The following is a 13,645-nucleotide window of genomic DNA, read 5'->3' on the forward strand; positions in this document are numbered from 1 at the left end:
CAGCCTCAGAAATTCCGGGTCAATCCGACATTGATCGTACGTCCTGGCGCAATATAGCCAGAGCTGGCCTGATAGTCCTTGTCAAAAATATTCTCGACCGAAAACTTCAGTTGCGATTGCTTGTCGATGGAATACAGCGCCACAAAATCAGCGGTCACATAATCACCGAGTTTCTTGTTGTTCGCAGCGTCCGCGTAGCGGGAGCCGCCGTAGATCAATCTTGCAGCCAGATCGAGCTTTTCAATCGGCGTGAAATTGACCTCAGCCGCTGCCTTGAAACGTTCACGATAGGGAAGATCGTTTCCAGTGTCTTCATCGATAGGCCGCTTGAAATCCACCATGCCTTTGGCACCCCACTGGTCGTTGAAGCGGTGGTCGAGCGTCGCTTCAAAACCGGTAATGTGGGCTCGGTCAACGTTCACCGGCAACCAGAGATGCGTTTGCTCGTTTTCTCTCCAGCTGATGCCCTGCTTTAGTCTGGTATCGTAGAAAGCCATATCCAGACTGGTGCGAGCGCCGATCCGCCAATTCAAACCGAGTTCATAAGAACCCGATTTCTCGGGGTTCAAATCAGGATTTCCCGACAGCGGATAGTAAAGATCATTAAATGTCGGCGCACGGAAACCGGTTGCGTAAGAAGACCTCAGCACCAAATCCGGCAAAATTTCATAGCTCGCGCCAAGGTTATAAGTGGCGACGTTGCCGAATTGACTGTTGTGGTCATAGCGAATGCCACCGTCAATGCGCAACGCCTCATATTCCAGCGAATATTGACCGAACACGGCAGCCAGGTCGCGGCTGGTTTCATCATAGGCAACCGTGGTGTTGATCTCCTCGCGGTAGGCCTCCACGCCAACGGTGACCGTATGACCAACGTTGCGGGTATCGAAGCTCTTCTCGGTCGATCCAAAAACCCCATAACGCCTGGTTTCAAACCGGTCAGATCCGTTCACGCCCTTGCGGAAGTTACGGCTATTGTCGATACCGGTGCTGAATTCCAGTGTTGACGACCAGTCCGCCGAATGATCGATCCGCGTTCCGATCTTGCCGTTAAATGCCGTGCTGTCAGCCTGGTTCGGCGAAGGCGCTTTGGCGTCATACTGGTTACGCCCCCGGCTGAAGAGACCATCTGCATAAATTTTACCCCAATCGAAATCTTTCGACAGCGCAAAGTTGAAGGAGCCCTGTAGAAATCCATCGCGATCAGGCTCATGACCAAACGCATCCGATGTGGTGAAGTCATATCCTTGCGTGCCGGTGATAGCCGCGCCGAAAGTGTAATCGACCCCATCTTTACTGCGCCCCTGAACGGAACCGGAAACATAGCCGCCCCATGGATGGCTAACCCCGGTAGAAAGGCTGCCGCACCAGGAGCGCTCGCCACAGGCACCACCCTGCTTGGTAATGATATTGACCACGCCACCCATGGCGTCGGCGCCATATTGAGCAGAATGAGGGCCTTTTGCGATCTCAATGCGGTCTATTGAGCTCAGGGGAATATTCGCCAATCCAGTTGCGCCGCTTGTCGCGGACGCGGTGCGCACGCCATTGACCAGCACGACTGTTTGCGTGGCGGACATCCCACGAATGAAGATACCAGCCGAAGAACCCTGCCCGCCATTCGTCTTGATGGAAATACCGTTATAGGATTTCAGCAGTGACTGCAGATCGGGAGCGGCCGAACGCTCGATATCCGAGGAATCGATGACAGTCACCGATGAGGTCGAGCGCTGCAGCGAAGACGCGCGGCGCAATGGCGTGACCACGATTGTATCGAGAACGACGCTGCCCTCGCTTTCCGGCAGGTTTTGCGCAAGCGTCACAGACGGTAGTGCAAGAACACTGGCCGATACCAATAGAACCGATGATTTCAAAAGATGCATTTTTTCCTCAACCTGCCGTATCGGAGGACCGATAACCGGCTTTTCCTCTCACCGCAGGTTGAAGTGATAGTGGCGTGATACGCCCTTCTTCCCGACGGCAACATTTCAACAATGTCACCGCCACGGACAGCCGCGCCTGGACACACCCCGTATCCATGCATGGGTGACCGGATACGGCAGGTCTCCTGACTTCCGGGTCATCGCTTTTCCGCCGCCTTCCCGATCGCACGATAGCTTTCAGTGGCTTTCACCGCTTGCACGGCTGTGGAGGATAGCTCTCCGGTTACAGTTGCGGGGGCAGTCGCGGCATCAGCCCGAATGGCTTCACCGTGTTCCCTTTTCATCCGCCTGAACAGCGGAACCGTTTCCTAGTGATTGCGATAGCAACATGGTTAAGGATTCGCAACTGCGACGAAGCGCAATCCGGAAGAGAAAACTGAATCACATTGGCAAGGAATGGATTCAGCCTCCTGTTTTCAAAAGAATTTTCTTATCGCAGGAACGCACGGAAGCGCTGGAGCGCGAAGTAGAAAAGCACCGAGCCGATGACGACAAGGGCCAGAAACTGCGGCCACACGACGCTTAGCCCTGCACCACGAAACAGGATCGACTGCGCCAATATGACGAAATGCGTGTTCGGCGCCGCCAGCATGATCGTCTGGATGACCTCGGGCATGCTTTCACGAGGGGTTGTGCCTCCTGAAAGCACTTGCAAGGGCAGTAGCACCAGCATCAGCAGCATTCCGAATTGCGGCATGGAACCAGCCGCAGTCGCCAGAAAGATACCAAGACTGGTCGTCGCAAAAAGCTGCAGCGCCGCACCGACGAGGAACAACGACACCGATCCATAGATGGGAACAGCGAGCAGTCCCTGCACCACCACGACCAAGGCAAAAGCTGAAGCAATCAGCACGACCAGCCCCATAGACCATATTTTGCTGACCATGATTTCGACGGGCGTTACCGGCATCACCAGCAGATGCTCTATGGTTCCGTGTTCGCGCTCTCGAATAAGGGCTGCGCCCGTCAGAATGATAGACAGCATCGTCACCGACGAAATCACATTGTTGATCGCCCCGAACCAACCCTTGTTCAAATCCTGATTGAATCTCGCCCTCAGATTGAGTTCGACGGGTGTTTGTGCGCTGCCGCGATAGCGATTGAGAAATTCGTTCACCTCGCTCGTCACAATCGCCTGCACATATCCACCCCCGGTAAAGGCCTGGCTCATCCGGGTCGCGTCGACATTGAGCTGGATCGTCGGGGAACGCCCAGCCAGAAGATCCCGCTGAAAATTCGGCGGGATGTTGAGTGCGAACGTGTCCAGCCCTTCATCCATCCGGGCATCCATTTCATAAGATGAAATGAGTTTCGGAGGTACGAAATATGGCGGATAGAACGCTGTCGTGATGCGGGCCGAAACCGGTGACAGATCTTCATCGACAATCGCTATGGCCGCATTGTTGAGCGTTTCGGGCATCGCCTTGGAAGCGGTGTAGATCGCAAGCGTAAAGGCATAGACGATGAGGATCAGCAGCATCGGATCGCGTGCGAGACCCCGCAGTTCCTTCACACCAAGCTGGACTATGTTGGATATCCGCATCTCAGCCCGCCTGTTTCTTGAGAAGAATGATGGCGAGCGCCATGAGTAGCGGCACCGCGATCAACAAGGGCAGAAACGAACCTGCGAGATCGGCAAATCCCAGTGCCTTGGAGAAAACGCCACGCGAAATGGTTACGAAATGCGTTGCAGGATAGATTTTGCCGATGAAAGCGCCCGCGCCTTGCAGCGACGACACAGGGTCAATAATGCCAGAATATTGCACCGCCGGAATGAGTGTCAGCAACGCCGTGCCGAAGATTGCAGCGATCTGGCTGTTCATGAAAGTCGACAGCACCAGTCCCATGCCGGTCGCGATCGTGACATAGAGCAATGCCGCCAGCGCATAGGTTGGGAAGCTGCCCGTAAACGGTACCCGAAAAATGAAGACTGCGAAGGCAGTCAGCATCAGGAAATTGAGAAACGCCAACCCGATATACGGCAATTGCTTGCCGAACAGAAATTCGAATTTCGTCACTGGCGTCACGTAGAAGTTGATGATGGAACCCAGTTCTTTTTCACGGACTACGCTTAGCACCGCCAGCATCGCCGGGATCATCAGCAGCAGAAGCGGAATGACCGCCGGCACCATGGCCACGAGGCTTTGCACATCGGGATTATAACGGTAGCGGATTTCCAGGTTGAAACTGCCGACAGTCGCCGCGCGCCCATAAAGCTCACGCGCTTTCTGCGTCAGCCAATTGGCATGCATCCCCTGAACATAGCCTTTGATTGTCTCCGCGCGGGTTGGCATCGCGCCGTCAATCCATGCGGCGATTTCCACTGGGCGTCCGCGCATGACATCTGCGCCGAAATTCGGCGGTATTTCGATGGCGAGGCTGATTTCCCCCTCGCGCATTCGCCGGTCGAGATCGTCATAATCGGTTATCGGAGCCTGTTCGGAAAAATAACGCGAACCTGCAATCTGCTGGACATAATTACGGCTGATCGTCGTGTCGTCCCGGTCGAGAACAGCGAATTTCAGGTTCTCGACATCCATGTTGATGCCGTAACCGATGACAAACATCAGGATAACGCTGCCAAGGATAGCAAGCGTTGCACGGATCGGATCGCGCTTCAATTCCAGCGCCTCGCGCCGCGTATAGGCCAGCATTCGCCTCAGGTCCGGCAACCAGCCTGAAGCCTGCTTTGGATGCGATTCATCTGCCTCTGCCGCTTGATCCGGCAAGACTGCGGGCAATTGCGCGAGCTGTCCTGTTTCGCCGATAGCATCCTGAAGATAAGCGACGAAGGCCTCCTCCAGAGTTTCCGCATGGCGACTTTCGGTAATCGCCTTGGGGGTATCGCTGATCAACACCTTGCCCGCATGCATCAGCGAAATACGGTCGCAGAGTTCCGCTTCGTTCATGAAATGGGTGGAGACAAAAATGGTGACGTTGTCCTTGCGCGACAAATCGGCAAGGATTTGCCAGAAGGCGTCACGGGCGACCGGGTCGACACCAGATGTCGGCTCATCGAGGATAAGGATATCGGGCGAATGGATCAAAGCCACAGCCAGTGAGAGCCGCTGGCGAATACCAAGCGGCAAGGCGTCGGGCAAGGAATCCATGACCTCTGTAAGATCAAAACGTTCGGTCAATTCCTTGATCCGACGTTCGGTCAGGTCGTCCGCCATCTCGAACAGCTTGGCGTGAAGCTCCAGATTCTGGCGAACGGTCAATTCCGAGTAAAGTGAAAACGCCTGGGACATATATCCGACATGGCGGCGTATATCGATATCCTTCGGGTCGACCTCACGCCCGAACAGCAGGGCTGTACCCTCACTGGCGGGCAACAGCCCCGTCAGGACTTTCATGGTCGTGGTCTTGCCACAACCGTTGGAGCCCAGAAAGCCGAAAATCTCGCCACGCGGGATGCGAAAACTCACGTCATTCACTGCCGTGAAATTGCCGAAGCGAACAGTGACGTTTTGCGCCTCGATTGCGATTTCGGCATCGTCGCCGAATTCACGCTTTGGGATTTCGATATCGTGATGCCCTTTTCGCAATTCTTCCGGCAGAAGCGCGATAAAGGCAGCATCGAGATTGGGAGTATTGGTACGCTGCAGCAATTCCTGCGACGTACCCGTCGCCAGTATCTGACCGTCATTCATCGCGACGAGCCAGTCAAAACGCTCGGCTTCTTCCATATAGGCCGTGGCAACGATGACGCTCATTCCCGGACGATCCTTGCGGATATCGTCGATCAACTCCCAGAACTGACGCCGGGATAGTGGATCGACACCGGTCGTCGGCTCATCAAGTATGAGCAGGTCGGGATCATGGATCAGCGAGCAGCAGAGGCTTGTCTTCTGCTTCATGCCGCCGGAAAGTTTGCCCGCGGGACGGTCGGCGAAGGGCGACATGCCGGTTCGTGCCAGAAGATCGGTAATACGCCGCTCGCGTTCTTTCCGGTTATGTCCAAACAACCGTCCGAAAAAATCGATATTTTCGAACACCGAAAGCGTCGGATAAAGGTTCTTCCCAAGCCCTTGTGGCATATAGGCGATGCGCGGATAGGCGGACTGAAGATGCCGCTTATCGGAAATATCGCCGTTCAGGACCTCGATATGGCCCTGCTGCACCGTCCGGGCCCCGGCGATCAGCGATAACAGGCTCGACTTGCCCACCCCATCAGGCCCGATCAGCCCGACCATGCAACCTGCCGGAACATCAAGGTTGATCTCCCGCAGCGCGCGGGTTTTTCCGTAGGACAATCCTACGTCTTGCGCCCGGACGACAAAGCTGTCGTCGCTAGCGCCAGCTTTGACCGGAACATCATTCATTTCATTGTTTCCGCAAGATGCTGCGGCCACTCGGCATTGGGATCAAGCTTGACATAGGCCATGCCCGGAAGTCCCGTTTTTACCTGCTGAATATATTTTTGAAGCAGTTCCTGCGAGATCTTCGCCTTGACGCGGAACATCAGTTTCTGGCGCTCCTCCTCCGTTTCCACGGTCTTGGGCGTGAACTGGGCAACATCGGCCACAAAGCTAATATTCGCAGGAATGACATATTGCGGCGCGGCGTCGAGAACAATCCGGGCCTCGGCACCAATGGCGACCCGCCCTGCTTGAGCAGTCGGCAGGAAAAAGGTCATATAAACATCGCTGACATCGACAAGATTGAGCACCCGTCCGCCGGCGGAAAGCACCTCGCCCGGCTGGGCGACGCGATACTGGACGCGCCCGGGTTTCGGGGCCCTCAGGGTGGCGTCGTTGATATCTGCCTGAATGCTGGCGATTGCCGCCCTGGCGGCCTCTACGGATGCCTCGGCATCGATGACCTGCGCCTTTGCGGCGCCTATGGCGGCTTCCGTGGCGGCGAGCTGTGCTCTGGCTGCACCGACCGCTGCCTCTGCTCCCTGCGCAGTCGCGCGATCGTCGTCAAGAACCTGCTGAGAAATCGTGCGTGTTTGCGTCAATTGCTGGGAGCGGGCCAAACGTCGTTGCGCGGCATCGAGCTGCGCTTCCCGCTGCGCCACCGTCGCTTCCGCAGCCGTGTGTTCAGCTTCGCGTTGCGTGACCAGGCTCCGTGCCGTCTCGATACCGATCTCGGCTCGGCGCAGTTGCGCTTCGGCCTGTTTGAGCTGGCTTTCAAGCTGGTCCGTATCCATGCGTGCAAGGATGTCATTTGCCTGTACGAAATCGCCTTCGTCGACGAGGATTTCGCGGATGCGCCCCGGACTCTTCGTTGAAATATCGATTTCAACCGCCTCGATGCGGCCGTTACCCCGGGCGATGCCTTCCGGCAGCCCGTCTCCGTTCAGCGATTTCCAGGCGTAATACACGCCTGCGGCAAGGACGATAATCGCTCCAGCCAGTATCCATTGCTTGCGGTTGAAAGCCATAATGAAGCACCCTCATTGCCATCGTCGTCACGATACCGTCTTCAAACGAAGCATCGGCAAGCGGTCGCTGTCTGCGAGGGTTTTCGTCATCCCCACCGCCCCGCCTCCGGCATGGACCGGAACCTTCTTTGGGGGATATGGAACTACCTTCTCATTTAGCAACCGGTGAATTGGGGGAAGCGATCCAGAATCGCAAACTCCCGGCTGGGTCTGCTCTAGCCATCGCCGAAACCGTTCGCCTTGATTAGGATCAAGAACAGCTAAAACATCGATGTCGTTGGAGACGCGGGTGCTGATTTGATGAAACAGAGGGGAGCAACGCCGACAGCACCCGCTGGCTGCCGACAGGCGACGTTGCAGAAAGATCGCGCTCATGCGCTCGACAGATTGATTTAGCCGGGGTGCCTTTCGAGTAGGGCCTCGGCACCCCGGGTCACCGGCTCTGGTGGAACCCGGCAACGATGGCTAGTTAGCACCCGCTCATAGGAAGCTCTTTGATTTCAATCAAACAGGAGACAATTCCGCGAACTATGATCGTTTTCCCAGTCAGTTTTTTCGTGGCCTGCATTTGCCCCATGTCTTCTTCAGATAGTTCGAGACAGCTCCGAGCTTCGGATCGGAGAGAAACCCCTGACGGAATAGAATGCTTCCCTTCACTTCCGGTAATGCATCATTGAGTTCGAGCTGGCGCTTGATTTCTGTCACGCCATCGCCAGCCTCCCATCCGGGCTCGAGTGTAGTCCCGGCGCCGGCCCGATAAAGCGCCAGACCGATATAAAGGTCGGTCTGCGTCCCCCGAACCGTCTCTGCCCACCATCTGGCAATCGTCCCGTAGGACGCTTCCTTCCTTCCGAAGGACCAGTAAATCTGCGGCGCAATATAATCGATCATCCCCTCCTTCACCCAGCGCCGGGTGTCGGCAAAATCTCCATCGTAATTGGTTTTCCCGGCGCGGGTTGCAGAACCGCGCGGATCGTCAGCGGCATTGCGCCAGACGCCGCTCGGACTGATGCCGAAACGAACATTCGGTTTGATTGATTTTATCTTGTCGGAAATCTGCCGCACCAGCGTATGGGTATTGTAGCGACGCCATTCATATTTGCTCGAAAAACGCGTCCCGAACTGTGCATAGGATTTATCGTCATCGAGTCTCGACGATGCAGTTTCATAGTAGAAATAGTCATCGAACTGAATGCCATCGACATCATATTTCTGAACAACCTCAGCGGTAACATTCGTCACCCATTCGCGAACGGCCGGAATGCCGGGATCGAGAACATAACGATCCGCCGATACGCCAACCCAGGCCGGGTGGGTTTTATATACGCTGGCTGGCGACTCCTTCGACGAATTTCGCAACTCCTTGCGGGTTGACGGCTTTGTATCCATCGAAACGCGATAGGGGTTCAACCAAGCGTGCAGTTCTATGCCCCGCTTATGCGCTTCCTGAACCGCAAATTTCAGCGAATCGAAGCCCGGATTTTTGCCTAGCGTTCCCGTCAGATAGGACGACCACGGCAAATAGGCTGACTGGTAAAACGCATCGGCAGTGGGCGAAACCTGAAAAATGACGGCGTTGATACCGTGCTCGGCCGCCTCGTCAAAAAGCCTGACAAGTTCTTCTTTCTGGCGCTTTACACGTTCGGCATCGTCCTCGATCCGAGAGGAACTGCGCGACGGCCAATCGAGATTGAGGACCGTCGCTATCCAGCTGGCATGAAATGCATCGCAATCGAGGGGCATGAATTCGTTCCGTCTAAACAACTTGTCAGGCAAGGGGTTTGATATGGCTGTTTAAAACATTAGGTTAAAGATTGAAAACCGACAGCGAGGGCAACATGTACAAGAATATTCTCGTCACGACCGATGGGTCGGAGTTTGCAGAGCGCGGCCTTGCCCACGCATTTAAGCTGGCGCATAGCGTTGGTGCGAAGGTGACCGTGTTGACGGTGACCGCGCCCTATTCGGTTTCGGGGCTTCCGGGCGGCTGGACCGATAGCCCTGCTTTCATCGAGCGTTTCGAGCAGGAATGGAACGAGTATGCCGATAAAACCCTCGCGCGTGCGCGCGAGCTGGCGAACGAAGCGGAAGTCGAAGTTCATACGCTGCATGAGGTTGCCCCGCATCCGGCGACATCCATCATTGAGACAGCCAAGGAACTGCGCAACGATCTCATCGTCATGGCTTCCCATGGTCGTCGCGGACTGAAGGGCATGCTTCTCGGCAGTCAGACCCATGAAGTCCTGACCCGCGGCAACACACCGGTTCTGGTCGTAAAGTAACACGAAGTCGAGCCCGGCCTGAAATGCCGGCCCTTATTTCAGCCGGCCTGATGACCTGTTGCGCTTTCGATATCAACGCGAAAAAAGACTGGCGCAAGTTTGCGTTCGTGACCGTCTTTGGCAACCGTTTTTGTGTAGGCGGGTTCCCACCAGGTTGGCTCCGAAGCCATGAGCGCGACGATCGAGTTTTTTTCGTCTTCGCGTTCGATCTCCCGATATCGGCCGTTCAGCACTACGGTGCGCCAGCTGGTCCGGGATTCAATCTGATCGAAAAGGATGCAAACCGCATCGTTCTTGCGCAAGGCGTCGGTTTTATGGCCCTCGGTCGTAAAACAATAGAGTGAACCGCCGCTAAACCGGAAACTCAGTGGTAGGATATACGGGCGATTGTCGAGAACGTAAGCCAGCCGCCCCAACTGGGTGTGCTGTATCATGTTCCGGATATCGTAATCCGACATTTCCCTGATCATCATGGCTCAGCTCCGCCGTTTGCTTGTCTGCCGACAGGTTAACATAGGGCGGCGTTCCAGCTTTGACCGTAATCAAAGCGCAGGGGCGGTAATTTTATCAGATGAAGAGACGTCCTTCCGCGATCTTGACTGCGGTTCCGCCGATCCGGGCACCTGTAAGCTGCTGTTTGGCAACGTCCAGTTCAAGGCGAATCCGCGAAGGCCGCCCCATCTCCATACCTTGCTCGATCCACCACTGCGAACTGCCATCAACAGGCTTGTCGTTTTTCTGGATCATGCCTGCAAAGGCAGCCGCTGCAGAACCGGTAGCCGGATCTTCATAGACATTGGCGCCCGTTACAAACATGCGTGCATGGAAATTGCTGTCGAACAGAATTGTTTCGCGGCAATAGACATAAATCGGCAAGGGACGGCCATCGACGTGCGGCAGGCTTTCATTGACATAGACCGGATCAATGGACACTTTTGCTGCCGCTATCAGATTATGGACCGGCACCAGCAGATAGGGTGTACCCGCACTCCAGACTGCGGGCACATGGTTCTCGAATCCGATCTCGTGTGTGCCGAGACCGATTGCGGCGGCGGCCTCTTCCTTTTCGATCTTGACCTCGAGCCGTTCCGGAAGGCGGGGGAGATCGAACTCGGCGAAAGCGCTGTTCTCGCCAAGTATCACGCCACACCGAACAATGCCGACCTTCTCTTCCAGAGCGACGAGCCTGTCCGTCTCATCCCCCGTCTTGCGGCGTCGGGCGAGCGAAACCGCCGCACCCACCGTAGGGTGCCCGGCAAAGGGAAGCTCATAATCAGGCGTGAAGATACGCACCGCCGCCTCATGCGCCGGATTGCTCGGCGGGAAAATGAACACCGTTTCAGAAAGATTGAACTCGCGTGCGATGGCCTGCATGCGCGTATCGTTCAAACCTTCGCTGTCATGAACCACAGCCAGCGGATTTCCAGCCAGAGCCTTGTCGGCGAAAACGTCGAAAACCTCGTAAAATCTGCCGGAAACAGCGGCTTCACTCATCCCTCATTCTCCCCACGACATGCTCACAAGACAAATTGCAAAGGCGATTTCACTCCGATGCTTCATGCTGCGCGTTATCTGCGAGCATAGACAATTTCGTGGCGCTGTCATCTGCAAGTCTGACCAAGTTTTAGAGATTGTTAAAATGCCAGTCCGCGAAGGCTCGCACATAACTCGGCGTGGCCTCGCCCATCGCCCCTGCTGCCTTCACCGGAATGATCTCTGACAGCTCGGGCTCGGCCTCATCAGCCAAGTACTGCTCGATCCGCGACACCAGCTCCGTCGATGGCGCGTCAAAATAATAACGGCGGAAAAGCGCAACGCTGCGATTGCCAGTCACGAGATTGATTTGCTGCTCCGCTCTGGCGTCATGAAGATCGAGACCGGTTTCTTCCTGAACCTCTCGCCTGCGATTGGCATCATAGTCGACATATCCGTCGACAATATCGTTATCGTCGATCGAGCCAGCCGGAAAATAAACCCTTCCGGCTCCCGCATTCTGCACCCCCATGCGGCCTGCGATCAGATGACCCTCGCTGGAGACAATCACACCGACGCCGAAAATGTGCCAAGGACGTTCCTGCGATACGTCACGTCGCCAGTGCATCAATGTCGCAAAACTTGTACGCTTGAAACCGGCTTTAAATAGACCGCCCGTCAATTCCGCTTGCGGGGCGAGATAAAACTCACCATCGAACAAGGTCGGGTTCGCAGCCCGCTCTTTCGTCCAGTTCGAAGCAATCGCTTCGCTGTTCTCCACCGTATATGGCAAAGAACCGGGCAGCACCCGCACATCCGCACGGTCGATTATATGGACGGTGTTTTCGCGGACCTGTTCCATCATTCAAACCATATTCAGCGTCACTGCAACCGGGCAATGATCGCTTGCCTTCGGACGATCCCACCCGGTTCGGGGATAGCGGTCGATCTGCTGACCCGGCGGAAAAATCGTGCGCCACGGCTGCCCGCGCCGAATGATGTTGGGAACCGCTCTTTCATTCTTCTTCGCGAATGAAGGCGACGCCATGATGTAGTCAAGCTGGCAGAGATGGCGCTCTTGCGGCCCGCGCGTGTGATAGAGCGTCCAGCGGTCCATCACGGGACGGCGTTCGACCAGGTTGACCGCAAACCCGTCTCCCAGAAGCACGTCCAGCGCACTTTCTTCCTCGACCATTGGCGTGAATTCGTAACCGTTCCATTCATCGCCTCCGATGATGATCCGCTCGCGATAGTCATTGAAGTCACCGCAAATCAGCCAGCGGCGATTGGCAACATTGGAAGGACCGAACTTGTCTTCGATGATACGGCGTATCGCTCGCGCTTCCGCGCGACGCACCGGCAAAGAGGAAGTTCGTCCATCAAAGCCGTTGCGCGCGCCCGTCATCGATTTCAGATGTGTCACGAAAAGCGACAGCGGCTTTCCGGCAATACGAATATCCACATTAAGGCAATCCCGCTTGAAGATGCGGTCATGGGCTTCAAGTCCGAGTTCGCCGAGGGCAGGCTCGTACAGGCCGAAATCATTATAGGTTACGTAGGCGTAGCTTGTGACCTCATCAACCTCAATGGGCTGGCCGTCCCGTGTGGTGTCGCGCATCATAACGGCGACATCGATGCCACGGCTGTCGTTTCCGTCAATCAGGTATTTATGCCGGAAGCCATGGCCTATCATCTTGAAAAGATAGCCATACTCGAATGCATTCAGCGCAGCGAGGTTGTCCACTTCCTGCAGGCAAAGAATGTCGGCGCGTGTTTCGGCGATAGCAAGGGCCGTCATCTGGCGCGTATCGTCGGCATGCGCAATGGCCCGTGCCTGCTCGAGAAGGCGATATTGCGCCTCATCGCTGATTTCAAAGAGTTGCAAGGTGCGATCCTGATGCAATTCATTGCGAAAGCCGGAAAAATCGAACCGGCGCATCAGGTTTTCGACATTGAAGGTAGCTATTGTAAACATGCATGCGCAATCTCTCCGCTTGCCGGGCGATTGGCAAGAGGATGAATTCCGAAACCAATAAATTTCTGCTGAAACCGTGACTTGGGTTTCAAAAGTACCCATATACCGGGAGAAACGTCATTGAAGCGAGCCGAGACGATGCGAAACCTACTGCACCTGACGATACTGACCGGACTTTTCGTTGCCGGTATTGCGAGTGCGGGGTCAGCCGTCGAACTTCGCAACAGCCAGTATCTTCCCTCGTTGAAGCCGAGCGGCCCTTTGATTATCGGCGGTCAGGCGGGAGCCAATCGCACCGACCCGAGCGCCCGCAATTGCTACGGTTCGACACTTTGCCGGGAAAGCGGAACTTATATTACCGAACACGGCGTATTAAATTACAAGAACGGCGATGCCCTGCAATATCGGCGCACGATGCAGCCGCCGACCGCCGGCGCGCGCCCGAGCAGCAACCATATCCAGTGGTGTTCGAACCGCTATCGCAGCTATCGAACATCCGACAACACCTACCAGCCGATAGCCGGTCCGAGAACGGGCTGCAATTCACCCTTCCAGTAAGAAAAAAGCCGGGTCAGAACCCGGC

General features: G+C 55.7%; 11 protein-coding genes and 1 riboswitch. Of the genes, 2 read left to right on the forward strand and 9 right to left on the reverse strand.

Annotation, left to right across the window (positions count from 1 at the left end; genetic code table 11):
* Positions 1–5: 5 nt before the first annotated feature.
* From ABWW28_RS11650 to ABWW28_RS11670, 5 genes are all read right to left on the reverse strand, one after another.
* A complete protein-coding gene (locus tag ABWW28_RS11650) occupies positions 6–1,883 on the reverse strand; it encodes a TonB-dependent receptor domain-containing protein (protein WP_021586669.1) in 1,878 nt (625 codons plus the stop codon).
* Positions 1,884–2,041: 158 nt separating this feature from the next.
* Positions 2,042–2,264, reverse strand: a riboswitch (cobalamin riboswitch).
* A gap of 109 nt (positions 2,265–2,373) precedes the next feature.
* Positions 2,374–3,486 carry an ABC transporter permease gene (locus tag ABWW28_RS11655; RefSeq protein WP_021586668.1) on the reverse strand — a complete coding sequence of 371 codons (1,113 nt, stop codon included), beginning with the start codon at positions 3,484–3,486 and terminating at the stop codon, positions 2,374–2,376.
* Position 3,487: 1 nt separating this feature from the next.
* Positions 3,488–6,268, reverse strand: a complete 2,781-nt coding sequence (rbbA, locus tag ABWW28_RS11660; protein ID WP_021586667.1) for a ribosome-associated ATPase/putative transporter RbbA — start codon at positions 6,266–6,268, stop codon at positions 3,488–3,490.
* A complete protein-coding gene (locus tag ABWW28_RS11665; RefSeq protein WP_353391036.1) occupies positions 6,265–7,332 on the reverse strand; it encodes an HlyD family secretion protein in 1,068 nt (355 codons plus the stop codon). Before ABWW28_RS11665 ends, rbbA begins: the two co-directional genes overlap by 4 nt.
* A gap of 546 nt (positions 7,333–7,878) precedes the next feature.
* Positions 7,879–9,075: a glycoside hydrolase family 10-like protein gene (locus tag ABWW28_RS11670; RefSeq protein ID WP_353391038.1), complete on the reverse strand. Its 1,197-nt coding sequence runs from the start codon at positions 9,073–9,075 to the stop codon at positions 7,879–7,881.
* Between the two features lie 95 nt (positions 9,076–9,170).
* Here ABWW28_RS11670 and ABWW28_RS11675 point away from each other — a divergent pair, with 95 nt between their 5' ends.
* On the forward strand, positions 9,171–9,614 hold the full coding sequence (locus ABWW28_RS11675; RefSeq protein WP_021586664.1) for a universal stress protein: 444 nt from the start codon (positions 9,171–9,173) through the stop codon (positions 9,612–9,614).
* Positions 9,615–9,652: 38 nt separating this feature from the next.
* On the opposite strand, the gene ABWW28_RS11680 is transcribed toward ABWW28_RS11675, so the two are convergent.
* From ABWW28_RS11680 to ABWW28_RS11695, 4 genes are all read right to left on the reverse strand, one after another.
* Positions 9,653–10,087 carry a pyridoxamine 5'-phosphate oxidase family protein gene (locus tag ABWW28_RS11680; protein WP_021586663.1) on the reverse strand — a complete coding sequence of 145 codons (435 nt, stop codon included), beginning with the start codon at positions 10,085–10,087 and terminating at the stop codon, positions 9,653–9,655.
* A gap of 94 nt (positions 10,088–10,181) precedes the next feature.
* Positions 10,182–11,108, reverse strand: coding sequence for a PhzF family phenazine biosynthesis protein (locus tag ABWW28_RS11685; RefSeq protein ID WP_021586662.1), 927 nt, complete (start codon positions 11,106–11,108; stop codon positions 10,182–10,184).
* A gap of 130 nt (positions 11,109–11,238) precedes the next feature.
* Entirely contained in the window at positions 11,239–11,949 is a 711-nt protein-coding gene (locus tag ABWW28_RS11690; RefSeq protein ID WP_031346687.1) for an NUDIX hydrolase, read from the reverse strand.
* Positions 11,950–11,952: 3 nt separating this feature from the next.
* A complete protein-coding gene (locus tag ABWW28_RS11695; protein ID WP_021586660.1) occupies positions 11,953–13,062 on the reverse strand; it encodes an endonuclease/exonuclease/phosphatase family protein in 1,110 nt (369 codons plus the stop codon).
* A gap of 138 nt (positions 13,063–13,200) precedes the next feature.
* Here ABWW28_RS11695 and ABWW28_RS11700 point away from each other — a divergent pair, with 138 nt between their 5' ends.
* Complete coding sequence (locus ABWW28_RS11700) at positions 13,201–13,620, forward strand: BA14K family protein (protein WP_021586659.1); 420 nt, start codon at positions 13,201–13,203, stop codon at positions 13,618–13,620.
* The last annotated feature ends 25 nt before the right edge of the window (positions 13,621–13,645 follow it).

This window comes from Brucella sp. NBRC 14130 (assembly GCF_040371715.1).
Taxonomy (GTDB): Bacteria; Pseudomonadota; Alphaproteobacteria; order Rhizobiales; family Rhizobiaceae; genus Brucella; species Brucella intermedia.